The organism is Micromonospora sp. B11E3 (genome assembly GCF_039871625.1).
Lineage (GTDB): Bacteria > Actinomycetota > Actinomycetes > Mycobacteriales > Micromonosporaceae > Micromonospora.
On record NZ_JBDPMC010000010.1, the window covers coordinates 1 to 21,913 of the forward strand.

Here is a 21,913-nt window from a genome sequence, read left to right on the forward strand (position 1 = left end):
CACCTCTTGCCGAGATGGAAGCCGTCTGCCGAGATCGACCCTCACTCCGGAAAAGATCTCGGCAGACGTTTACCCAGCTCAACGGCACCTTTGCCGAGATGCCGAGATGCCGAGATGGTTCAGCCCTGCTCGCAAACGAGAAGGGCTGAACCCGCGCCGCGCGGCCCGACTACGACGACGGCCGCGCGGCTGCATCCCGCGCCGCCTTGCGCTGCTCCGCGACCTGGCGGCGGTATGCGGCCTGCTCCTGCTCGTGCCGCTGGAGCGCGGGCAGAGCATCCGACGCACCGAACGCCACCTTCGCCCCCACAAGTTCGGCAACGCCGTCCTTGTCAAGCCCGTAGGAGCGCAGGCTGTCCACCGCCGACACCAGGGCAGCCGCTTGAACCGCCGGAGCCCACCGCGCCAAAAGGTCCATCAAGTCCCCGAAGTTGTCGACCTTGACATACGGCGAGCCCTGGTTGACATCCCAGACATCGACAAGGAACTCGTCTCGCCCATCGACAGTCCGCCGGAACGACTCAACACGCAGGGGTGACTCATCGCCACCTATCGCCAAGAACCCGGACCACCCCTGTCCCTCCAGCCACTCAATCACGTCAACGTTGTCCGGCGCGCCCTCAAACGGATCGAAGATCTCATAACTCATCAGCACATTCTGCCGGCTCGACCCCACCCGGCGCAGCACCCGCACACCGCGCCACACACTGCCCCCAAGCAGAACCGGCCCGCTGAGAGCCACACAGGCAGCTCGACGCATGGCCTAACACCGGGCCGCCTCTGATCTTGGCTCTACGGCGCTCTCAGCGGTCCGCTCTACGCCGTTCTGCGGCGACGTCTCCCCATCCCTCCACAAGTGATCCGCATCGACCGGAAGGCCCTCACCGTGCGAATCAGGCTGCACGGCACACCCGCTGAAACAGCCGCAGCGCTTGCCGCCATCGCCCAAGTGCTGCACATCCAGCAGGTCAGCCGGCCCTACCCCGACCGCCGATCCCCGATGTTCCAGCGCATCTACCTCGACGCCACTCCGAGGAAGGACGCCCGCCGATGACTACCCGCCGCACCCCGACCGGCAACCTGCTCACCCTCGCCGAAGTCCTGGACGAACTCCGCGTACCCCGGTCGACCTTCTTCCGCTGGAAGGCCACCGGCCGCGCCCCCAAAACCATCAAGTACCCGAACGGCAGCCTGTACGTCCGCCGCCGCGACCTAGACGCCTGGCTTACCGACCACGAGGAAGAGGCAGCCGCTTGAGCAGCTACAGCGTGCGAATTTACGCGATCCTGGCTAACGATCTCTCCGGTAAGAAAAAGTCATACACGGTCCGATGGAAGGTTGCTGATAAGCCGTTCCGGAAGACGTTCGCCACCCGCGCACTGGCCGAGAGCTTCCGATCAAAGCTGGTCGTGGCGCAGCGCGAGGGAACCGCGTTCGATGAGAAGAACGGGCTACCCGAACCGATGGCCCGAGAGCTGAACAGCCGGAATTGGTACGACCTGGCCGTAGCTTTCGTGGACATGAAGTGGCCGCGAGCGGCAGCTACCCAGCGCAAGAGCATCGCTGACGCGCTCACCACCGTTACGCCCGCGCTGCTCGCCACATCGCGCGGAGCGCCGGCCGAAGCGGATATCCGCCACGCGCTCTACGTCTGGGTATTCAACAAGTTGCAGCGCGACCGCGACAACGGCGTGCCACCCGAGCGCCTTGCGCCGGTTGTCCGGTGGCTCGGCGCGAACACGCTGCCGCTGCCGGAGGTGGCGAATCCGGCCACCATCCGAAAGGCGCTCGACTTGCTGACGACTCGGATTGACGGCCGCCCGGCCGCCGCAAATACCGTCGCAAGAAAGCGCGCAGTCTTTTACAGCGCATTGAAGTACGCCGTGGAACTGCGTTATCTCGACGCCCACCCAATGGACTTCATCCAGTGGCGAGCGCCGAAGAACACCGATCAGGTCGACCGAAAGGTGGTGGTCAACCCAAAACAAGCCCGTGCGCTGCTCACGGCGGTCGGCCAACGCGATCCACACTTGGAAGGCTTTTTCGCCTGCATGTACTTTGCCGCCCTCCGGCCGTCTGAGGTGATCCACCTACGCGCCGATGAATGCGAGCTACCCGAGCAGGGATGGGGGTGGCTTCACCTCAGCGGCTCCACACAGCAGGTTGGCGAGGATTGGAGCGACAGCGGCGAATCGCTGGAAGATCGCGAGTTGAAGCACCGGGCGAAGAAGGCGACCCGCGACGTGCCGGCCTGCCCGGAACTGGTTCGCATCCTGCGGCACCACCTACGGACGCACTGCCGGGACGCCAACGGCCGCATGTTCAACGCCGCTGGCGCTCGCGTCGCTCCGGTGTCCAAGAGCACGTATCTACGCGCATGGCGGCAAGCGCGGGAGGCTGCGCTGACGCCAGTTCAGCAGCGGTCGCCACTGGCGCACCGGCCGTACGACCTGCGGCACGCTGCCGTGTCGCTCTGGCTCAACGCCGGCGTGCCGGCTACCCAGGTCGCCCAGTGGGCCGGGCACAGCGTGCATGTGCTGTTGAAGGTCTACGCGTCGTGCATCGACGGACAGGACGAGGCGGCGCGGAAGCGAATCGAGGGAGCGTTGGGCACCGAGCAACCGGAAGCGGCCGAGAGCGAGCCGGAGACGCCGACACGTATACGACACGACCAGTGAGACGCGACGGCCCCGAGCGGGACGAAGTGAGACGGACTCACCACTCATAGACACGCCCCCTGACCGGCGTTCGCGCTGGTCAGGGGGCGTTTTTGCTGTTCGGGTGAGCGGAGGGTGTGGGATTCGAACCCACGAGGACGTTGCCGCCCTACCGGTTTTCAAGACCAGCGCCATCGGCCACTAGGCGAACCCTCCCGGGCCACGCCCCGGGGGACGCGACCGCTGCCTAGTCTGCCAGAAGTCGGTCGGCGGGCGAGCCGCCGTCCCACCGTCGACGCCAGGACGGCCCGAAGTGCGACACCCGGCCGTCCTGCTGGTCACCGGTGTCGCGGCCGCCGGGAAGATCCACAGTGGCCGGCCCTGCCGGCCCGCTCCGGCAGCGGACGGTGGAGGAGATTCCGGCCCCGACGTGGACGACGGGCCCGATCGGGTAAGACTGGGCCATGCGCGCGATCACGATCCCGGAACCCGGCGGACCCGAGGCACTCGTCTGGGCGGAGGTGCCCGATCCGCGGCCCGGCCCCGACGAGGTCATCGTGGACGTGCGGGCCAGCGCGGTCAACCGGGCCGACCTGCTGCAACGCCAGGGGCACTATCTGCCGCCGCCGGGCGCGTCGCCGTACCCGGGTCTGGAGTGCGCGGGGGTGGTCAGCGCGGTCGGGCCGGACGTGACCGGCTGGGAGCTCGGCCAGGAGGTCTGCGCGCTGCTGGCCGGCGGCGGCTACGCCGAACGGGTGGCCGTGCCCGCCGGGCAGCTGCTGCCGGTGCCGGACGGCGTCGGCCTGGTCGACGCGGCGGCACTGCCCGAGGTGGCCTGCACGGTCTGGTCGAACGTGGTGCGGCTGGCCGGGCTGGCGAAGGGCGAGACCCTGCTGGTGCACGGCGGCGGCAGCGGGATCGGCACGTTCGCCGTCCAGCTCGGTACGGCCCTCGGCGCGACCGTGGTGGTGACCGCTCGGGCCGCGAAGCACGAGCGGCTGCGCGAGCTGGGCGCGGCGCACACGATCGACTACCGGGAGCAGGACTTCGTCGAGGAGGTACGGCGGGTCACCGACGGCCGGGGTGCGGACGTCGTCCTCGACATCATGGGCGCGGCGTACCTGGCCCGGAACGTGGCGGCGCTGGCCACCGGCGGCCGGCTCGTGGTGATCGGCATGCAGGGCGGCCGGAAGGCCGAGCTGGACCTCGGCGCGCTGCTCGCCAAGCGGGCCACGGTGGCGGCCACCGCGCTGCGGTCCCGGCCGCCGGCGGAAAAGGCGGAGATCGTGGCGGGCGTACGCGAGCAGGTCTGGCCGCTGGTGTCGGCGGGTGCGGTGCGGCCGGTGGTCGACCGGCGGATGCCGATGACCGAGGCTGCCGAGGCGCACCGGCTGGTCGAGTCCAACGCGCACTTCGGCAAGGTGCTGCTCACCGTCGGCTGACCTCAGTCGGGGGTGCCCTCGGGCAGCATCAACCGGGCGCCCGGGCCCTCGCCCGACAGCTTGTCCTCGGGGTTGTACAGGGTGCAGCGTCGCAGCGACAGGCAGCCGCAGCCGATGCACCCGTCGAGGTCGTCGCGGAGCTTGGACAGCAGCCGGATCTTCTCGTCGAGGCGGGCCCGCCAGGCGGTGGACAGCTTCGCCCAGTCGGCCGCGGTCGGGGTGCGGGAGGCGGGCAGGGAGTCGAGGGCCGCGCGGATCTCCTCCAGGGAGATGCCGACCTGCTGGGCGATCCGGACGAACGCCACCCGGCGCAGCTCGCCGCGGGCGTACCGGCGCTGGTTGCCACCGGTGCGCTCGGCCCGGATCAGGCCGAGGCGCTCGTAGTAGCGCAGCGCCGAGGGCGCCACGCCGCTGCGCGCGGCGAGCTGCCCGATCGTCAATGACTCCTGCATCACGTTCGCCTTGAGTTGAAGTGGACTTCAACTTGCAGGCTAGCCGCATGACAATCATGACTGCCACCGCCCCGACCCCCGCCGGCGGTCCACCCGCCTCGCCCGCCGGCCCGCCGGGGCCCGTCGCGCCGCTGCTGGAGCGGATCCGCGCCGGACGGGAGTTCGGCGCCAACGTGTACTCCACGGTCGACGTGCTCTGGGTGCTCTACGACCGGGTCCTGCGGATCACCCCGGAGACCGTCGACGATCCGGACCGGGACCGGTTCCTGCTCTCCAAGGGGCACGCGGTCGCCGGCTACTACGCCGTGCTCGCCGCCAAGGGCTTCGTACCCGTGGACTGGCTGGACGACCAGGGCGGCCCGGACAGCCGGCTCGGCGACCACCCCGACCGGCTGCTGGTGCCGGGGGTGGAAATCGGCTCCGGGTCGCTGGGCCACGGCCTCGGCCTGGGCGTGGGCACCGCGCTCGGGCTGCGGGCCCAGGGCCTGCTGACCCCCCGGGTGTACGTCCTGCTCGGCGACGCCGAACTCGACGAGGGCTCCAACCACGAGGCGATCGCGTACGCGGGCGCGGTCGGGCTGGCGAACCTGACCGCCGTGGTGATCGACAACGGCTCGGCCACCCACGGCTGGCCCGGCGACGGCGCGGCGGCCCGGTTCACCGTCAACGGGTGGACCGCCGCCACCGTGGACGGGCGCGACCACGACGCCCTGCACGCCGCCCTCACCGGGCAGGACGGGAACCGACCGCACGTTGTCGTCGCGGTCGTACGGGACGGGAAGTGACCATGATGCGGGAAGCCTTCATCGACACCACCACGGCGCTGCTGGCCGAACAGCCGCGCACCGCGCTGGTGCTCGCCGACATCTCGGCGGCGGCGTTCGCCCCGGCCGCCGGACGGCACCCCGACCGGGTGCTCAACGTCGGCATCCGGGAGCAGTTGATGCTCGGGGTGGCGGGCGGGCTCGCCCTGACCGGGCTGCGGCCGGTGGTGCACAGCTACGCGCCGTTCCTCGTCGAGCGGGCGTACGAGCAGATCAAGCTCGACCTCGACCACCAGGGGGTGAGCGCGGTGCTGGTCAGCGTCGGGGCGTCGTACGACCGGGCCGCCGCCGGCCGTACCCACCTCTCCCCGGCCGACGTGGCCCTGATCGACACCCTGCCCCGCTGGACGGTGCACGTGCCCGGCCACGCCGACGAGGTGCCTGCCCTGCTCCGCGCGGCGGTCGACGGCGACGGGCCGACGTACGTGCGGCTGTCGACGCAGGCCAACGCCCGGCCACGCGGCGGCGACGGCACGCTGGACGTGGTGCGGGACGCGGGGCCGGGGGCACCGCTGCTGGTCGCGGTGGGACCGACGCTGGACGCGGCGCTCGCGGCCGTCGAGGGGCTTGCGGTGACGGTGGCGTACACGCACCGGCCCCGGCCGTTCGACGTGGCCGGGCTGCGGGCGCTCGCGGGCACCGAGGTGATCCTGGTCGAGCCCTACCTGGCGGGCACGTCCGCGCGGGTGGTGGGCGATGCGCTGGCGGACCGGCCGCACCGGCTGCTGGCGCTGGGGGTGGGGCGGGAGGAACTGCGGCGGTACGGCTCCACCGAGGACCACACCCGCTGGCACGGGCTGGACCCGGCGGGCCTGCGCCGCTCGGTCAGCGCCTTCCTGGCGGCGCGGCTCGGCTGAGCGGGGTCAGCGCCTTCCTGGCGACGCGGCTCGGCTGAGCGGGGGCAGGCCTTCCTGGCGGCGCGGCTCGGCTGAGCGGCGGCTGAGTAGCGTCAGTGCTGCGAGCCGGCGAGGGGATGGCGGCGGGTACGCTCCCGGCCGAGGATCCAGACCGCCTCGACGCCGTCCTTCCAGGTGATCTTCTTGCCCTCCTCGCGGCCCCGCGCGCGGTAGCTGATCGGCACCTCGTACGGGCGGATGCGCCGGCGCAGCAGCTTGCCGGTCACCTCCGCCTCCATCCCGAAGCCGCGGGAGCGGACGTCGAGGGAGCGGTAGAGGGCGACCGGCATCAGCTTGAAGCAGGTCTCCAGGTCGCCGATGTAGGAGTTGAACAGGATGTTGGCCGCCATGGTGACGCCCTTGTTGCCCATCACGTACCAGAAGCTGTACGCGCTGTGGCTGCCGAAGGTGCGATTGCCGTAGACCACCGTGGCGCGGCCGTCGAGCACCGGGTCGAGCAGCTTCGGGATGTCCTGCGGGTCGTACTCCAGGTCGGCGTCGAGGATGACCATGTATTCGCCCTCGGCGTTGTCGACCGCCGTTCTGATGGCCGCGCCCTTGCCCGCGTTGCGCTGGTGGGTGACCACGCGCAGTCGTGTGTCGTCCGCCCGGCCGAGGATCTCGGCTGTGCCGTCCCGGCTGCCGTCGTCGACCACCACCAGCTCGATCTCGCACGGGTAGTCGACCGCCAGGGCCTGCTTGAGGGCATCCGCGATGCGTTCTTCCTCGTTGTAGACCGGCATGAGGATCGAGAGCTTCACGGGAATCTCCACGGTGGCGACGACACGTCAGACCAAGCCTAGCCTGGCAGGTCAGCGAGGTGCTGCTGGCCACCGCCGGGCGTCGGAGCCGCGTTCTCAAACGCATGGTGAATACTTCGCGCCATGTCGGCAGCCGGCTCCCTGCTCGTGGCGGTCCCGCCGGCCGCCGTCGTGTCGTTCGCCGTGGCGCTGCGCCCCCGCCGGGCGGACACGGTCGCCCCGCTGCGGCTGGCCGTGCTGCGGGCGGCGCTGGTCACCGACGCGTTCGCGGTGCTGACCGTGGAGCTGCTCGGTGCGCTGCGCCTGTTGACCCTGCCCGCGTTCGCGGCGGCCTGGCTGCTGCTGCTCGCCGTCGCGGTGGCGGCGGCCGGGTGGCGGCTGCGCCGCGAGGGCACGTCCGTGGGCGCGCTGGCCGCCGCCGTCCGCGCGCGCCGCGCCGGGCTGGCCGGTTTCTGGCGTACGGCGGGACGCGGGGAGCGCCTGCTCCTCGGCACGACCGGCGGGCTGGTCCTGGTCGAGCTGCTGATCGCCCTGATCGCCGAGCCGAACAACTTCGACTCGCAGACCTACCACCTGCCGAAGGTGGAGCACTGGGTGGCCCAGCGGAGCCTGGAGTTCTGGCCCACGGCGATCCACCGGCAGGTGACCATCCCGCCGGGGGCCGAGTACCTGCTGCTGCACCTACGACTGTTCACCGGCGGGGACGGGCTGCACAACCTGGTCCAGTGGGCCGCCGGGGTGGGCTGCCTGCTGGTCGCCGCCCGGATCGCCGCCCAGCTCGGCGGGGGTCGACGGGCCCAGGCGCTCACCGCGTTCGTGCTGGCCACCACGCCGATGGTGGCACTCCAGGCGACCAGCACCCAGACCGACCTGGTCTGCGCCGCGTGGGTCGCCTGCGTGGCGAGCCTGGCGCTGGACGGGCTGCGCCGGCGGGCCGGCGTCGGCACCGTGCTGCTGCTCGGCGCGGCGACCGGGTTGACGGCCGTGACGAAGACGAGCGGGCTGATCGCGGTCGGCCCGCTGCTGCTGTTGTGGGGGATCGGCCAGCTCCGACTGGCCTACCTAACGACGGGCCGGCCCCGGCCGGCACGGGTCGCCGGAGTCGCCCGCACGGTGGCCGGTTCCCTGCTGGTGCTGCTGGTGGCGCTGGTGGTGGTCGGCCCGTTCCTGGCCCGGGTGCAGGCGGAGTTCGGCCACCCGCTGGGGCCACCGCGGCTGCGCGAGTCCATCCCGATGGAGCGGCACGACCCAGCGTCCGTGCTGGTCAACGCCCTGCGAATCGGGCACACCGCACTGGACACCCCGCTCGCGCCGGTGCGCTCCGGCACGGCCGAGGCGATCATGGACAGCGCCCGGGCGATCGGGGTGGATCCGCAGGACCGGGCCATCACGTTCGGCCGCGAGATCTTCCCGGTGCCGGCCTGGTACCCCGACGAGGACCGGGTGGCGTTCCCGCTGGCCGGCGTGCTGGCGCTGATCGGGGCGGCGCTGGCGGTGGCCCGACCGGCCCGGGTCAGCCCGGCGGCGGCCGGCGCGCTGCGGGCGTACGCGGTCGTGGTGGTGACCACCGTGGCGCTGCACACCGCGATGATCAAGTGGCAGCCGTGGGGAAACCGGCTGCTGCTCTACGCCCTGGTCCTGGCGGCCCCGCTGGCCGGGCTCTGGCTGGACGCGCTGTTCCGCCGCCGGCTGGCCCCGGCGCCGGGCCCACGACCGTCGACCGAGCCGGTCGCGGCGGCCAGGCCGATCCCGGCGGCGGAACCGGTCGCGGCGGCCAGGCCGATCCCGGCGGCGGAACCGGGCGCGGCGGCGGAACCGGGCTCGACGGTCAGGCCGAACTCGACGGCGGGACCGGGCTCGGCGGCGGGCCGGCGGCGGTCGGTGGCGGTCGGGCTGGCGGTGACCGTGCTGGCCACGTCGGCGCTGGCCGGGGTCCTCGCGCTGTCGTACGGCTTCCCGCGCCGGCTGGTCGGGGCCGGCTCGGTCTTCACCACGTCGGACTGGGACACCCGCTTCCTGCGCCGGCCGCAGTGGGCCGAGGAGTTCCGCTGGGCGGCCGACGCGGTCCGGGCGTCCGGGGCGCGGCGGATCGGGCTGGTGCAGCAGAACGACAACTGGGAGTACCCGTGGTGGCTGCTGCTGCGGGACGCCGACGGCGGCTCCCCGGACCTGGTGGCGCTCCAGTCGGTGCTGCCCGACCGCCCGCCGGCCGACCCGGCCTCGGTGGACGCGGTCGTCTGCACCGGCAACCGGAAGGAGTGCGCGGACCTCGTGCCGCCCGGCTGGCCGCTGGAATGGCGCGGCTACGTCGGCTACGCCCTCCCGCCGCTCCGCTGACGCCGCCCGCCTCCGGGCCGCTGACGCCGCCCGCCTTCCGGGTCGCGCAACTTCCTGGAACTTGTCCCCTCCGTCGCTGCTCAGGGGGCAACTTCCACGAACTTGCGCGGATCTTGGGCCGGAGCGCGCTCAGGTTCACCGCCCGTTACCGAGACGTATTCACATATCTCGACGGAAGCGTTACCGTCGGTTAACTCGATCGACGTCCCGCGATCGAGTGGAAGGAGTACGTCGATGTCTGGTACCCCCGCCAGGCGCGCCCGGAGGTCCCCGCGACGGGCCCTGACCGTCGTCCTCGCCACCGCGCTCGTCCTGCCGATGCTCGCCGGGCCGGCCTCCCCCGCCGCCGCGGCCGACCCCCCGCCCGTCCAACCGCTCCCCGCCAACCTCGAAGCGGTCCGCGCCGCCGAGGCCACCGCCCTGTACGGCAGCCCCGAGATCCGGCCGATCGAGCAGCGCCGCACCTCGCTGATCACGATGGGCGACAGCGAGATCTCCGGCGAGGGGGTGGGCAACTACGTCCCCGGCACCCACGAGCCCGGCAACTGGTGCGACCGGTCGTACGACCAGGCCGTGTTCCGTACCGGCATCCCGTCGGACACGCAGTACAACCTGGCCTGCTCCGGGGCCACGCCGTGGAACCTGGTGGCGGGCGGCCCGACCCAGCACAACGAGCTGAACCAGGGCGACTACCTGGCGATCAAGGCCCGCAACACGCGCGTCAAGCTGATCTGGGTGGTGGTCGGCGCCAACGGCGACGGCACGATCCAGTTCGGCCCGGTGGCCACCGACTGCGCGCTGCGCCGGGTGTTCTTCCTGGGCACCTGCTGGCAGACGTACACCGACCAGTGGACCATCCGCACCGACGGCAGCCGGCGGGCCGTCGAGGAGGCGCTCGCCTCGATCCGGCAGACCATGACGAACGCCGGCTACCTGCGCTCCGACTACGAGCTGGTGTTGATGTCGTACCCGAGCCCGGCCAGCCCGGACGTCGAGGACAACCCGAACTTCCCCGGCTGGTACTCGGGCGGCTGCCTGCTCTACCTGGCCGACGCGGCGTTCGCCCGGAACAAGGCGGTGCCGCTGTTCGAGTCGGCGCTGCGCGCCGCCGCCGCCAACACCGGCACCCGGTACCTGGACGCCAGCCGGCTCTTCCACGGTCACGAGGTGTGCACCGACAACACCTCGGTGCGGGGCCTGTACATCGAACTCGGTATCTGGGACGAGAACGCGGCCCGGCAGTCGTTCCACCCCAACGCCCGGGGCCACGGCATGTTCGCCCAGTGCATCACCCAGTTCTGGAACTCGGGGCAGCAGCAGGCGACCTGCGCCGACCCGGCCAGCACCGGCAGCGGGATCCTGTACGGCGGGCTGATGGAGTTCCGGCAACTGCGCAACGGGGCCACCGGCACCTGCGTCGACGGCAGGGGGTACGACTCCCGCAACGGCACCGTCCAGCAGTCGTACGCCTGCCACGGCGGCCGTAACCAGGGCTTCTGGTACGACCCGACGCGCCAGTCACTGCACTCGGAGCTGTCCCACGACCGCTGCCTCGACGTGTCCGGCGGTTCGCTGACCGTCGACACGACGGTCAACATCCACGACTGCCACGGCGGCGCCAACCAGCAGTTCGTGTTCGTCGGCAACCAGCTCCGGCCGGCCGGCGCGAGCAACCTCTGCGTGGCGTTCGACAACCCGTGGCTGGGCACGCCCCGGCTGTGGCTGGCCACCTGCTCGACCAGTGCCCGCCAGCAGTGGTCGTTCGAGTCGCGCAGCTTCGCCAACCCGGTCGGCTACGGCCACGACGACTTCATCGGCTCACGCGTCTACTGACCGGCAAGACGCGTCTACTGACCGGCAAGAAGGGGCCTCGGTCACCGGGGCCCCTTCCCTGCCTCACCTGATCAGGACGAGGCGGGCCGTGGCCGTGTCGCCGTCCTTGGCGCCGGCCACGCCGACCGTGGTGCCGACCTTGACCGCGGTCGGCTGGATCGTCGTACGCCGCTCGACCACCCGCAGGTTCTCGCCGAAGGTCCAGGTCATCGTGAAGCCGTCGGTCGACTTGACGGTCATCGAGTCGCCGTCGATCGCGGTCACCTCACCGCGCTGGACGGCCACCGTCCGCGTACCGCCGTCCTTCGTGCGGACGACCGCCTCGCCGTGCAGCGTGCCGCGGCGCAGCAGCACCCGGGCCCGGTGGCGCTTGCGCCACTCCTCCGCCCGCTCGCCCCGCCTCGTCTTCTCCCCGGCGCTCGGCGACGGCTCGCCGGAGGCGGCGGGCGCGGGCGCGGCGACCAGCTCCAGGTCCAGGTCCCCGGCGTCGAAGCCCATCGCGGCCAGCGCCTGACCCTCCGCCCCCAGCGCGGCGGACACCTCGACCGCGGTCTCCTGCTGGCGGCTGCCGGTCACCTCGGCCGGGCCGCATCCGGCCACGCCGAACGCGAGCGCCGCGAGCAGCGCGGTGGTGCCGGCGACGAGTCCGTGACGTGCCATCGTTCTCCCTTTCCGTCGGTTGGCCCCAGCGTCGCGCACCGGGGCTCAGGTGACGTCAACGCGATGTTCGGATCAGGTAAGGATCCGCCGGCAGCCGTACGGTGAACGCCGCCCCGCCCTCGGGCGCGTGCCCGGCGGCTATCTCCCCGCCGAGCCGGCGGACCAGCCCCGCGGCGAGCGCCAGGCCGAGCCCGCTGCCCACCTTGCGCACCCCCCGGTAACGCTGGTGCAGCGCGCCGCGCTCGAACGCCACCGCCAGGTCGTCGTCGGTGAAGCCCGGGCCGCCGTCGCGCACCTCCAGCACGCCGCCGGCGGCCGGGTCGGACCCGGCCGGCCGGGCCGCGAGCACCACCGGCGCCCCCGGGGGTACGACCCGCAGCGCGTTCTCCAGCAGCCCGTCGACCACCTGCCGGATCCGCCCCGGATCGGTGTACGCCGGCACGGGCCGGTCGGGGATCTCGGTGCGGAACGGCACCCCCACGGCCGCGCAGCGGTCGGCCCAGGTGCGCTCCGCGTCCGCCGCCAGCCGGGCCAGGTCGACGGCCACCGGCTCCAGCGGGAAGTCGGCCGCCTCCAGCCGGGCCAGCGCCAGCAGGTCGCGGACCAGCCGGTCCAGGTGCTCCGCCTCGGCGAGCATGGTCCGCCCGGTGTCCGGGGCCTCGTCCGCGCCGACCACTCCGTCGGCCAGCGCCTCGGCGTACCCCCGGATCGCCGTGAGCGGGGTGCGCAGCTCGTGCGAGACCGACAGCAGGAACTCCCGCTGCCGTCCCTCGCTGGTGGCCAGCGCGGCGGCCAGCCCGTTCAGCGCGATTGCCAGCTCGGCGACCTCGTCGGGCGGCTCGACCGGCACCCGCACGCTCCGGTCGCCGGCGCTGAGCCGGGCGGCGGCGGTGGCGGCCGTACGGATCGGGTGGGCGAGCCGGCGGGCCAGCAGCGACCCGGCGGCCAGCCCGGCGGCCAGCCCGGCGAGCAACGGCAGCCACAGGCTCAGCAGCACCCGGCCCCACAGTCCGGGGATGGCCGGCCGGGTGCTGCTGAGCACCACGCCGTCCCCGCCGGGCAGCGCCCGCCCCTCGACCAGGGCGCGCTCGCCAGCCACCAGCCGCCGGCCGGAGACGTTGCGCCCCTCGGCGACCCGGTTCACCACCTGCCCGGGCAGGCCGGCGCGGTCGACCGTGCCGGCCCGGACGACGTACACGTCGATGTCCTGCGCGCGGAGCTGGCGGATCAGCCGGTCGCCGGCCGCGTCGCGCTGCCGCACCCGGGATACGCGCAGCACGTCGGCGGCGAGTCGGGCCTGCGCGGCGAGGGCCTCCTGGTCGCGCCGCTCCGCCCCGCGCACCGCCAGCGGCACCGCCACCAGCGCCGTGACCAGCACCGACACGAGCGCCACGGCGCAGGTGACCAGCACCGCCCGGGCGGTGAGCGTACGGCCGGGGCGGCGGCGCGGCGGCGGGGCCGGGCGGGCGCCGATGACCGGCAGCGCGACGGTCGGCTGGGCCGGGACGGGCGTCTCCGGCGCGGGCCCGCCCGCGGGCGGCGCAGGCTCAGCCATCGGCGGCGTACCCGACGCCCCGGTGGGTGCGGATCACCCCGGCCGCCGCACCCAGCTTCGCCCGGACCTGCGCGACGTGCACGTCGACGGTGCGGGTGCCGGCGTGGGCGGCGTACCCCCAGACGCCGGCCAGCAGCTCCTCCCGCGTGAAGACCCGGCCGGGGCGGGCCATCAGGTGGGCGAGCAGGTCGAACTCCGTGGAGGTGAGCTGGACCGGGGCGCCGGCCGCGGTCACCGTCCGGCGGGTCGGGTCCAGGGTCACCGGGCCGACCACCCGGGTCCGCTCCGCGGCCTCGGGTGCGCCGGTGGCGCGGCGCAGCACGGCGCGGACCCGGGCGACCAGTTCGCGCGGGCTGAACGGCTTGGTCACGTAGTCGTCCGCGCCGAGTTCCAGGCCGACGATCCGGTCCACCTCGTCGTCGCGCGCGGTGAGGAAGATGACGGGCGTCCAGTCGCCGGCCTCGCGCAGCCGCCGGCAGATCTCGGTGCCGGCCAGGCCCGGCAGGGCGATGTCCAGGACGCAGGCCACCGGGCGCAGCCGGCGGGCGGCGGACAGTCCGGCCTCGCCGTCGCGTTCCAGGTGTACGCCGAAGCCGTCCCGGCTCAGGTAGAGCCGGACCAGGTCGGCGATGGCCGGCTCGTCCTCGACGACGAGGATCAGCCCGCGTCCGGGTGCGTCGACGGTCACCGACCCATGATTGCCGACCGGCACCGACGGGGATCGCCGGGGCGTGTTCGGATCAGGTAAGGATCAGCGGGGGTCAGTGCACCACGACGGGCCGGGGCGCACCGGTGCGCGAGGCGGCCGACAGGTTCCCGATCGTGGCGACGATCCGCTCGTTCGCCGTCCGCAGCCGGGTGCGGAACGCGTGGTGCAGCAGCGTGTCGAGCTGCCACACCTGTTTCGGGTGCTGGGTGCGGATGAGGAACCGCTCCCGCACACCGTCGATGGCGGTGGCGGCCAACTCCACCCCGGGCAGCCGGGGATCGGGGCTCCACGTGACGTCGCTGAGATCGCGCAGTTCGGCGTTGAGGTGCAGGCGCAGCCGGTGCAGCACCCGGGACTGCCAGGTGACCACGAGCCGCCGGTGGGTGAGCAGCAGCAGGTACTCGCCGACCGGCCGCTCCGGGCGGCTGCACCGGGTGACCATGATCGTGGCGTCGCCGGAGCCCACGCACCGGCGGAAGATCGGCATGTGCCGGCTGACGGTCTGCACCGCCAGCCCGGTCTCGGCGGCCGCGGGAAGGAACGTTCGGGAGAAGACGTCCATGACCTGCCCAACGACCCCGACGGTGGAGTGATATGGGTCACGGCCGGATTGCGGAACTTCCACGCCCCCGAGTCGCACTCCCGGTCCGATTTTGGTGTATGGAGGGGCCCAGGGCTCGCGAGGCGGACCGCCGGGGTCAGAGCAGTTCGAGGATGGTGGCGTTGGCCATGCCGCCGCCCTCGCACATGGTCTGCAGGCCGTAGCGGATGCCGTTGTCCCGCATGTGCTGGAGCATCGTGGTCATGATCCGGGCGCCGGACGCGCCGAGCGGGTGGCCCAGGGCGATGGCCCCGCCGCGCGGGTTCAGCCGCTCCGGGTCCGCCTCCGTCTCGGCCAGCCAGGCCAGCGGGACCGGGGCGAACGCCTCGTTCACCTCGTACACCCCGATCTCCTCGATGCCCAGCCCCGCGCGGCGCAGCGCCTTCGCGGTGGCCGGGATGGGGGCGGTGAGCATGGTGACCGGGTCGTCGGCGGCGACCACGGCGGTGTGCACCCGGGCCAGCGGACGCAGGCCGTGCCGGCTGGCCCAGTCGGACGTGGTGACGGCGAGCGCCGCCGCCCCGTCGGAGATCTGGGACGCGGAGCCGGCGGTGACCACGCCGTCGGGGCGGAACGGGGTGGCCAGCTCGCCGAGCTTCTCCAGCGAGGTGTCCCGGCGAATGCCCTCGTCGGCGGCGAACTTGGCCCCGTCGGGCAGCGCGACCGGAGCCAGCTCCGGGTCGAACGCGCCCGCGTCCTGGGCGGCGGCGGCCTTGACGTGGCTGGCCAGGGCGTACTCGTCGAGCTGGGCGCGGGAGAAGCGCCAGCGGGCCGCGATCAGCTCGGCGCCGACGCCCTGGTTGAACGGCAGCGGCGCGTCCTCGGCGAAGCCCTCGACGCCGCGGTAGCGGTCGCGGACCTGGTCGCTGAACGGCATCCCGGCGCCGACGCTGGAGCCCATCGGCACCCGGGTCATCGACTCGACGCCCCCGGCCACCACCAGGTCGGCCTGGCCGGACAGGACGGTGGCGGCGGCGAAGTGCAGCGCCTGCTGGCTCGACCCGCACTGCCGGTCCAGCGTCGTGCCGGGGACCGACTCCGGCCAGCCGGCGGCGAGCACGGCGTTGCGGGCGACGTTCCAGGACTGCTCGGCGACCTGGGACACGCAGCCCCAGATCACGTCGTCGACCTGCTCGGGGTCGATCCCGGTGCGCTCGGCGAGGGCGCGCAGGGCGTGGGCCGAGAGGTCGACCGGGTGGACGCCGGCGAGGCTGCCCTTGCGCCGCCCGACCGGGGTCCGTACCGCACCGACGATGACCGCGTCACTCATATCTACTCCCCGGTAACCTGGCTGTCCCGATCCTACGTCCTTCTCCGCGCGCCCGTCCGCCCCGAATCCCTGGCGGCACCCGCGAGCCCCGGCGGGTCGGGCATGCTTTACCGGTGCGGGCGGGAACGGACTCGGAGTCGTCGGCGGCGCAGTGGCGGGTGCCGCGCGCCCTGCCCGTGCTGAAGCTGGCCGGCGCGGCGGCCCTGGTCGGGCTCGGGCTGCTCTTCGCCGAGGGCGACCAGATCCGGCTCGGGCTGGCCGGGCTGGCCGCCGCCGCGCTGGTCGGCTCGGCGCTGCGTGACCTGCTGGCGCCGGTACGGCTCGCCGTCGACGCGGCGGGGATCACGGTGATCAGCGGGTTCGCCGGCCGCCGGCGGCTCGACTGGGACGCGGTCGAGGCGATCACCGTGGACCGCCGGCCCCGGCTGGGGCTGGCCGCGGAGGTCCTGGAGATCGACACGGGCGACTCGCTGCACCTGTTCGGCCGGTACGACCTGGACGCCCCGCCGGGCGAGGTGGCCGAGGCGCTGCGCGCGGCCCGCCCGGAGCGGCGCTGACCCCCGGCGCAGCCCGGGCCGCGCCGACCCGGCCGGCCTCATCAGGTCGCCGCTCCGGCCGGTGCCGCCGGGTCGCTGCCCTGGGCCGGCCGGTCGCCGCCCCGGCCCGGGCGCGGGTCAGCCGACCAGCATCGCCGTGCGGACGAGCACCAGCCCGAGCAGCGCCACGACCAGGATCGCGCCCCCGGCGAGTTGGAACAGCCCGCGCCGGGACCTGGGGGCGTACGCCAGCACGAGGGCCAGCGCCCCGCCGACGACCAGGCCGCCGAGGTGGCCCGGGATGGAGATGCCCGGCACGGTCAGGGTGAAGACCAGGTTGATCACCAGAACCGGCAGGACCGACGAGACGTCCCGCCCCATCCTGCGCTCGATCACGATCAGCGCGGCGAAGAGGCCGAAGGTCGAGGCGGACGCGCCGGCCGTGGCGGCGTTCTCGGGGCTGAACAGGTAGGCGGCCACGTTCCCGCCGAGCCCGGCGATCAAATACAGGGCGAGGAAGCGCAGCGGCCCGAGGTTGGCCTCCAGGGACCGGCCGAGCACCCAGAGCGCCCACATGTTGAGCAGCAGGTGGACCACGCCGTAGTGCAGGAACAGCGCGGTGATCAGGCGATACCACTCGCCGTGCGCGATGCCGTGGACGCTGCCGTCGGGGAACAGGGCCTGGCCGAGCACCGAACCCCAGTCGGTCAGCGGGGTGCTGCCGCCCAGCAGGCCGCCGAAGCCCGCGCCGCCGGCCGCCGCGTCCCCGCCCCGGTCGGAGGCGATGGACAGGATCATCATCAGCACGTTCAGCGCGATGAGGACCCTGGTGACGTAGCCGTGGCGGCCGGCGGCACCGCCACCGAAGGCGGTACGCGCCGGCCGCACGCTACGGCGTCCCTCGTCCACGCACTCGGGGCACTGGTGCCCCACCGACGCCTCGCGCATGCAGTCCGGGCAGATCGGCCGGTCGCAGCGGGTGCACCGGACGTACGTCTCCCGGCCGGGGTGCCGGTAGCAGACCGGGGTGGTCGGCGGGGACTCGCTCACGGCCGCGGCCTCCCGGTGCCGGCGGGGCGCTCAGTCATGCGAGCAAAGGTACCTCGCGGGTTCGTCAGGCCGGGGTGCGCTCGATCTCGACGCGCTCGATGACGACGTCCTGCAGGGGACGGTCGCTCGGGCCGGTCGGGGTGTTGGCGATCGAGTCCACCACCTTCGCCGACGCCTCGTCGGCCACCTGACCGAAGATGGTGTGCCGGTTGTTCAGGTGCGGCGTCGGCGCGACGGTGATGAAGAACTGCGAGCCGTTGGTGCCCGGCCCGGCGTTCGCCATGGCGAGCAGGTACGGCCGGTCGAAGCGCAGGTCCGGGTGGAACTCGTCGGCGAACTTGTAGCCCGGACCGCCGCGACCGGTGCCGGTCGGGTCGCCCATCTGGATCATGAAGCCGCTGATCACCCGGTGCGAGATGGTGCCGTCGTAGTACGGGCCGTTGCCCGGCTGACCCGTACGCGGGTCGACGTACTCGCGGTTGCCCTCGGCCAGGTCCACGAAGTTACGGACCGTCTTCGGGGCGTGGTTCGGAAAGAGTTCCAGCCGGATCGGGCCAGCGTTGGTGTGCAAAGTGGCGTAGACAGCCTCGGCCACGGGTACTCCTCGCTCGTCGGTCAGTTCCATGCGGATCCTCCCATGTGCCCGTTCTGGCAGTGCGGAGGCATCCGAAGGTGGAGGATGACGAAGGAGCAACTCCCAGGAGGTGGGACCGTGTTTGGAATCGGGCGGCGCAAGACCCAGGGGCAGTTGGCCAGGGCCGAGCTGAACCAGGGCATCGGTCACCTGAGGCAGGCGGCCACGTACGCGGCGAAGGGTGCCGGCGCCTCGGTGGGCCCGCGGGTCCAGGCGGCCCGGAGCGCCGTCGCGCCGACCGCCCTCAGGGTGCGCGACCGGACGTCGAGTGGTCTCGCGTCCACGTTCGCGGCGCTCGCGCCACTGGCCCTGGCCGTTCGCAACGCGCAGGCCGAGGCGGCCGGCAGGGCCGTCGCCGGCAAAAAGGCCGCCGCGGCGAAGCAGGCCGCGGTGACCCGGAGGGCCAAGGCCGGCAACCTCAAGGCACGGAAGCGGAAGTCGCGCCAGGGCGGGCGGATGATGACCGGCCTGTTCGCCGCCGGGGCGGTCGCCGGGCTGGCCGGCGCGATGGCGATGCGCCGCCGCCGTGACCGGCACGAGTGGACCGAGTACGACGCGACCGTGGCCGTCGAGCCGGTCCGCGACGAGGTGGACACCCTGGTCGTGGAGACCCCCTCGGCCAACGGCGACAAGCCCGGCTCGCCCGCCGGATCCGGCGGCTCGCCCGCCGCGAGCGGCCCGGCCGGCGGCCCGGCCGGCACCGGCAGCTCGGCGGTGGCCGGCGGCGACGGCGCCTCCACCACGAAGCCGGGCGGCAAGCCGGCCGTCCAGCCGAACGACAAGGTCCCCTCGGTCGCCGAGGGCGCCCGGGACACCTCCGGCCGCCCGGCGGACGACCTGGGCAAGGCGCTGGGCAAGCAGGACGCGACCAAGTCCGGCGGCCGACGCTGATCTCCGGGGCCGCGCCCGGGGGCGCGGGGACCGACGCCTGTGGTGGAGAAGGTTCCCTTCTCCACCACAGGCGTCGACGGGGCCCTTCCCTACAGCCAGCCGTTGCGGCGGAGCCAGCGGTAGAGGGCGAGCGAGATGCCCAGCATCAGGGCGAGGACGACGGGATATCCGTACGTCATCCGCAGCTCGGGCATGTTCTCGAAGTTCATGCCGTAGATGCCCGCGATCGCGGTCCAGACCGCGGCGATGGCGGCCCAGGACGCGATCTTGCGCATGTCGTTGTTCTGGTCGACGGTGACCTGGGCCAGCCGCGCCTGGAGGATCGAGTTCAGCAGGTCGTCGTACGAGTTGACCTGCTCGACGGTGCGGCTGAGGTGGTCCTGCACGTCCCGGAAGTAGCGCCGTACCTCATGCGGGACCTCCCGGTTGGCCTCGGCGGTGAGCGTCAGCAGCGGTCGTTGCAGCGGCATCACCGCCCGCTTGAACTCGACCAGCTCCCGCTTCATCTGGTAGATCCGCTGGATGCGCCCGGTGCTCTGCCGGTCGAACACGTCGGTCTCCAGCACGTCCAGGTCGTCCTCCAGCTGGTCGGCCACCTCCAGGTAGAGGTCGACCACCCGGTCCGTGATCGCGTACGCCACCGCCCAGGGGCCGTGCGCCAGCAGCTCGTGCCTGGCCTCCAGGTCGGCCCGGACGGGAGAGAGCCGGCAGGCGTCGCCGTGCCGGACGCTGATCAGGAACTGCGGGCCGATGAAGAGCATCACCTGGCCCGTCTCCACGACCTCGGAGTTCTCGGTCAGCTCGGCGTGCTCGCAGTACCGCGCCGTACGCAGCACGAGGAAGCTGACGTCGCCGAAGCGCTCCAGCTTGGGCCGCTGCTGGGCCTTGACCGCGTCCTCGACGGCCAACTCGTGCAGGCCGAAGGTCGCGGCGATCTCGGTCATCTCGGCCAGCTCGGGCTCGTGCAGGCCGAGCCAGACGAACCCGTTCCGGCTGCGGGCGGCGGCGAGCGCCTCGGCGTAGTGGCACTCGCCGGGCTGCCGCCTGCCCTTGACGTAGAGCCCGCAGTCCACCACGGCGCTGCGGCCGGGGCCGGCCGGCTCGGGGGTGCGCTGGCTGCCGTCGGTGTTGAGGATGCGGGTCATGGCCCTGACCGGCGCCCAGGCGCGGGGCTTGGTCACCCGCGCCCCGTCCGGCGACGCGTCCCGGCTTCGCTCCGCCCGGTCCGTCATGGCGACCACCTCCCCACGCTGCCGCGACGGCCCCACACCGCCGCGCGTTGCAGGGTACGCCCGCCTCGGCCGGCCTGCCCGCGTCGCGCCGGCTGGTTGGCGCCGGGCGGGCCGGGCCGCGTCAGGGGGGTGAGGGGGCGACACGGCCCACCCGGCGCCTTTTGGGGGCGGGGGTTGTGCTGAGCGCGCCACTGGTCACCAGGGCCGGGGCATCGCCCGCACTCAGGCAGGTCGACCCGCCGGCCGAGGTGAGTGGCGCTCGCAGCATTGTGAGCCGCCGGCCGGCCGGGCGGGAGCCCTGAGCCGGCCGGCATCGCCGTTCTGTCAGAAACCCGACAGAAAATCAGCCCCGAACGGCTTCCATCGCCTCCGCCAGCCGCCGTACGCCCTCGTCGATACGGTCCGCCGTGACCGCCGAGAAGGCCAGCCGGAGCGCGTGCCGCCCGCCGTCGAGGACGAAGTCGCTGCCCTTGACGACCGCGACGCCCCGCTCGGCGGCGGCCGGCGCGAGCCGGTCGACGTCGACGTCCTCGGGCAGCTCGACCCAGAGGAAGTAGCCGCCGTCCGGCTCCACGAACCGCGCCTGCGGAATGTGCCGGCGCAGCGACTCGGCGAGCACCCGGGCGCGCTCGCCCAGCGCCGTGCTGACCGTCTCGATCGAGCGGGCGATGTCGCCGGAGACGCAGAACTGGTGCACGATCGCCTCGGAGACCATCCCCGGGGAGATGTAGAGGTTGGTGGCCTTCCTCGCGATGTCGGCGATCAGGTCCGCCGGCCCGATCAGGTAGCCGACCCGCACGCCGGGGCAGACCGTCTTGGTGAAGCTGGACGCGTGCACCACGAGGCCGCGGGTGTCCAGCGAGAGCATCGACGGCAGCGGCTCGCCCCGGAACCGGATGTCGGCGTACGGGTCGTCCTCGAAGATCGTGAAGTCGTACTCGGCGGCCAGGTCGAGCAGCTCCCGCCGCTTCTCCAGCGACAGGGTGACCCCGGCCGGGTTCTGGTAGTTCGGGATCACGTGCGCGAGCTTCGGCCGGATCCCGGACTCCAGCAGCTTGCGCAGCTCGGCGGTGTCCAGGCCGTCGGGCTGGATCGACACGCCGTGGATCTCGCCGCCCATCCGCTTCAGGTTCAGCAGGGTCCGGTCGTACGTCGGGCGCTCGACCACGACCGCGTCGCCGGGGCGTACCAGGTGGTCGAAGAGGAAGGCGTCGGCCTGCAACGAGCCGTTGGTGATCAGCACCTGGGCGGGATCGACGCCGTGCTTGTCGGCGATCCACTTCCGCAGGGGCGGGTAGCCGACGGAGGTGCCGTACGCCGTGACCCCGGCGGGGTCGGCGTCGAAGGCGCGGACGGCGGCGGCCTTGAGCCCCTCGACATCCACGATGTCCAGCGAGGGAGCCCCACGGGCGAAGGAGATCAGCTGCTCGGCGGTCATGCGGACGAGCCTAGGGCCTGGCCGGGGCGGTCCGGCCGGCATACACGCCAAGTTCAACATGCGGGCAACTGATCATCCGGGGCAGCGAGGACGGAGTTGAGCCACACTCTGGTCTGTCGGCAATCGGACCGGTCT

General features: G+C 73.0%; 22 protein-coding genes and 1 tRNA gene. 10 read left to right on the forward strand and 13 right to left on the reverse strand.

Going from position 1 to position 21,913, the window contains the following annotated elements; translation table 11 throughout:
* Nucleotides 1–169: 169 nt before the first annotated feature.
* The gene (locus ABGB16_RS07730) at nt 170–649 is read right to left on the reverse strand and encodes a hypothetical protein (protein WP_347667277.1); all 480 of its coding nucleotides are present in this window, start codon (nt 647–649) and stop codon (nt 170–172) included.
* Nucleotides 650–856: 207 nt separating this feature from the next.
* Between ABGB16_RS07730 and ABGB16_RS07735 the strand changes: the two genes are divergently transcribed.
* The 3 genes from ABGB16_RS07735 to ABGB16_RS07745 are packed head-to-tail and all read left to right on the forward strand — an operon-like array spanning nt 857 to nt 2,678.
* A complete protein-coding gene (locus ABGB16_RS07735; RefSeq protein WP_347667409.1) occupies nt 857–1,054 on the forward strand; it encodes a hypothetical protein in 198 nt (65 codons plus the stop codon).
* The gene (locus ABGB16_RS07740) at nt 1,051–1,257 is read left to right on the forward strand and encodes a helix-turn-helix domain-containing protein (protein ID WP_347667278.1); all 207 of its coding nucleotides are present in this window, start codon (nt 1,051–1,053) and stop codon (nt 1,255–1,257) included. Before ABGB16_RS07735 ends, ABGB16_RS07740 begins: the two co-directional genes overlap by 4 nt.
* Nucleotides 1,254–2,678 carry a tyrosine-type recombinase/integrase gene (locus ABGB16_RS07745; RefSeq protein ID WP_347667279.1) on the forward strand — a complete coding sequence of 475 codons (1,425 nt, stop codon included), beginning with the start codon at nt 1,254–1,256 and terminating at the stop codon, nt 2,676–2,678. Before ABGB16_RS07740 ends, ABGB16_RS07745 begins: the two co-directional genes overlap by 4 nt.
* Before the next feature lie 108 nt (nt 2,679–2,786).
* Here the strand turns inward: ABGB16_RS07745 and ABGB16_RS07750 are convergent.
* Nucleotides 2,787–2,873 (reverse strand) — tRNA-Ser (locus ABGB16_RS07750).
* A gap of 248 nt (nt 2,874–3,121) precedes the next feature.
* Between ABGB16_RS07750 and ABGB16_RS07755 the strand changes: the two genes are divergently transcribed.
* The gene (locus tag ABGB16_RS07755) at nt 3,122–4,099 is read left to right on the forward strand and encodes an NAD(P)H-quinone oxidoreductase (protein WP_347667280.1); all 978 of its coding nucleotides are present in this window, start codon (nt 3,122–3,124) and stop codon (nt 4,097–4,099) included.
* A 2-nt stretch (nt 4,100–4,101) separates the two neighbouring features.
* Here ABGB16_RS07755 and soxR read toward each other — a convergent pair whose 3' ends face one another.
* Nucleotides 4,102–4,551 carry a redox-sensitive transcriptional activator SoxR gene (gene soxR / locus ABGB16_RS07760; RefSeq protein WP_347667281.1) on the reverse strand — a complete coding sequence of 150 codons (450 nt, stop codon included), beginning with the start codon at nt 4,549–4,551 and terminating at the stop codon, nt 4,102–4,104.
* A gap of 56 nt (nt 4,552–4,607) precedes the next feature.
* On the opposite strand from soxR, the gene ABGB16_RS07765 reads away from it, so the two are divergent.
* Together ABGB16_RS07765 and ABGB16_RS07770 are read left to right on the forward strand one after the other, a co-directional pair.
* Nucleotides 4,608–5,336 carry a transketolase gene (locus ABGB16_RS07765; protein WP_347667397.1) on the forward strand — a complete coding sequence of 243 codons (729 nt, stop codon included), beginning with the start codon at nt 4,608–4,610 and terminating at the stop codon, nt 5,334–5,336.
* Nucleotides 5,337–5,341: 5 nt separating this feature from the next.
* Entirely contained in the window at nt 5,342–6,232 is an 891-nt protein-coding gene (locus ABGB16_RS07770; RefSeq protein WP_347667398.1) for a transketolase, read from the forward strand.
* Nucleotides 6,233–6,324: 92 nt separating this feature from the next.
* Here the strand turns inward: ABGB16_RS07770 and ABGB16_RS07775 are convergent, their stop codons facing one another.
* The gene (locus ABGB16_RS07775) at nt 6,325–7,032 is read right to left on the reverse strand and encodes a glycosyltransferase family 2 protein (RefSeq protein ID WP_347667399.1); all 708 of its coding nucleotides are present in this window, start codon (nt 7,030–7,032) and stop codon (nt 6,325–6,327) included.
* A gap of 123 nt (nt 7,033–7,155) precedes the next feature.
* Here ABGB16_RS07775 and ABGB16_RS07780 point away from each other — a divergent pair, with 123 nt between their 5' ends.
* Together ABGB16_RS07780 and ABGB16_RS07785 are read left to right on the forward strand one after the other, a co-directional pair.
* Nucleotides 7,156–9,369, forward strand: coding sequence for a hypothetical protein (locus tag ABGB16_RS07780; RefSeq protein ID WP_347667282.1), 2,214 nt, complete (start codon nt 7,156–7,158; stop codon nt 9,367–9,369).
* Nucleotides 9,370–9,603: 234 nt separating this feature from the next.
* Nucleotides 9,604–11,202 carry a ricin-type beta-trefoil lectin domain protein gene (locus tag ABGB16_RS07785; RefSeq protein WP_347667283.1) on the forward strand — a complete coding sequence of 533 codons (1,599 nt, stop codon included), beginning with the start codon at nt 9,604–9,606 and terminating at the stop codon, nt 11,200–11,202.
* A 63-nt stretch (nt 11,203–11,265) separates the two neighbouring features.
* Here the strand turns inward: ABGB16_RS07785 and ABGB16_RS07790 are convergent, their stop codons facing one another.
* From ABGB16_RS07790 to ABGB16_RS07810, 5 genes are all read right to left on the reverse strand, one after another.
* A complete protein-coding gene (locus ABGB16_RS07790) occupies nt 11,266–11,862 on the reverse strand; it encodes a hypothetical protein (protein ID WP_347667284.1) in 597 nt (198 codons plus the stop codon).
* 55 nt (nt 11,863–11,917) lie between these two features.
* A complete protein-coding gene (locus tag ABGB16_RS07795; RefSeq protein WP_347667285.1) occupies nt 11,918–13,417 on the reverse strand; it encodes a HAMP domain-containing sensor histidine kinase in 1,500 nt (499 codons plus the stop codon).
* Nucleotides 13,410–14,105, reverse strand: a complete 696-nt coding sequence (locus ABGB16_RS07800) for a response regulator transcription factor (RefSeq protein WP_347667286.1) — start codon at nt 14,103–14,105, stop codon at nt 13,410–13,412. The genes ABGB16_RS07795 and ABGB16_RS07800 overlap by 8 nt, the downstream gene beginning before the upstream one ends.
* 73 nt (nt 14,106–14,178) lie before the next feature.
* Complete coding sequence (locus ABGB16_RS07805; protein WP_347667287.1) at nt 14,179–14,688, reverse strand: hypothetical protein; 510 nt, start codon at nt 14,686–14,688, stop codon at nt 14,179–14,181.
* A 136-nt stretch (nt 14,689–14,824) separates the two neighbouring features.
* Nucleotides 14,825–15,997 (reverse strand): acetyl-CoA C-acyltransferase, encoded by a 1,173-nt coding sequence (locus tag ABGB16_RS07810; protein ID WP_347667288.1) that lies wholly within the window; start codon nt 15,995–15,997, stop codon nt 14,825–14,827.
* 113 nt (nt 15,998–16,110) lie between these two features.
* On the opposite strand from ABGB16_RS07810, the gene ABGB16_RS07815 reads away from it, so the two are divergent.
* Nucleotides 16,111–16,554 (forward strand): PH domain-containing protein, encoded by a 444-nt coding sequence (locus ABGB16_RS07815; RefSeq protein ID WP_347667289.1) that lies wholly within the window; start codon nt 16,111–16,113, stop codon nt 16,552–16,554.
* 117 nt (nt 16,555–16,671) lie between these two features.
* Here ABGB16_RS07815 and ABGB16_RS07820 read toward each other — a convergent pair whose 3' ends face one another.
* Together ABGB16_RS07820 and ABGB16_RS07825 are read right to left on the reverse strand one after the other, a co-directional pair.
* Complete coding sequence (locus ABGB16_RS07820) at nt 16,672–17,583, reverse strand: rhomboid family intramembrane serine protease (RefSeq protein ID WP_347667290.1); 912 nt, start codon at nt 17,581–17,583, stop codon at nt 16,672–16,674.
* Nucleotides 17,584–17,647: 64 nt separating this feature from the next.
* Nucleotides 17,648–18,178 (reverse strand): peptidylprolyl isomerase, encoded by a 531-nt coding sequence (locus ABGB16_RS07825; protein WP_347667291.1) that lies wholly within the window; start codon nt 18,176–18,178, stop codon nt 17,648–17,650.
* 84 nt (nt 18,179–18,262) lie between these two features.
* Between ABGB16_RS07825 and ABGB16_RS07830 the strand changes: the two genes are divergently transcribed.
* On the forward strand, nt 18,263–19,108 hold the full coding sequence (locus tag ABGB16_RS07830; RefSeq protein WP_347667292.1) for a hypothetical protein: 846 nt from the start codon (nt 18,263–18,265) through the stop codon (nt 19,106–19,108).
* Between the two features lie 89 nt (nt 19,109–19,197).
* Here the strand turns inward: ABGB16_RS07830 and corA are convergent, their stop codons facing one another.
* Together corA and ABGB16_RS07840 are read right to left on the reverse strand one after the other, a co-directional pair.
* Nucleotides 19,198–20,340, reverse strand: a complete 1,143-nt coding sequence (gene corA, locus ABGB16_RS07835; RefSeq protein WP_347667293.1) for a magnesium/cobalt transporter CorA — start codon at nt 20,338–20,340, stop codon at nt 19,198–19,200.
* Nucleotides 20,341–20,683: 343 nt separating this feature from the next.
* On the reverse strand, nt 20,684–21,778 hold the full coding sequence (locus ABGB16_RS07840) for a PLP-dependent aminotransferase family protein (protein WP_347667294.1): 1,095 nt from the start codon (nt 21,776–21,778) through the stop codon (nt 20,684–20,686).
* Nucleotides 21,779–21,913 lie beyond the last annotated feature (135 nt).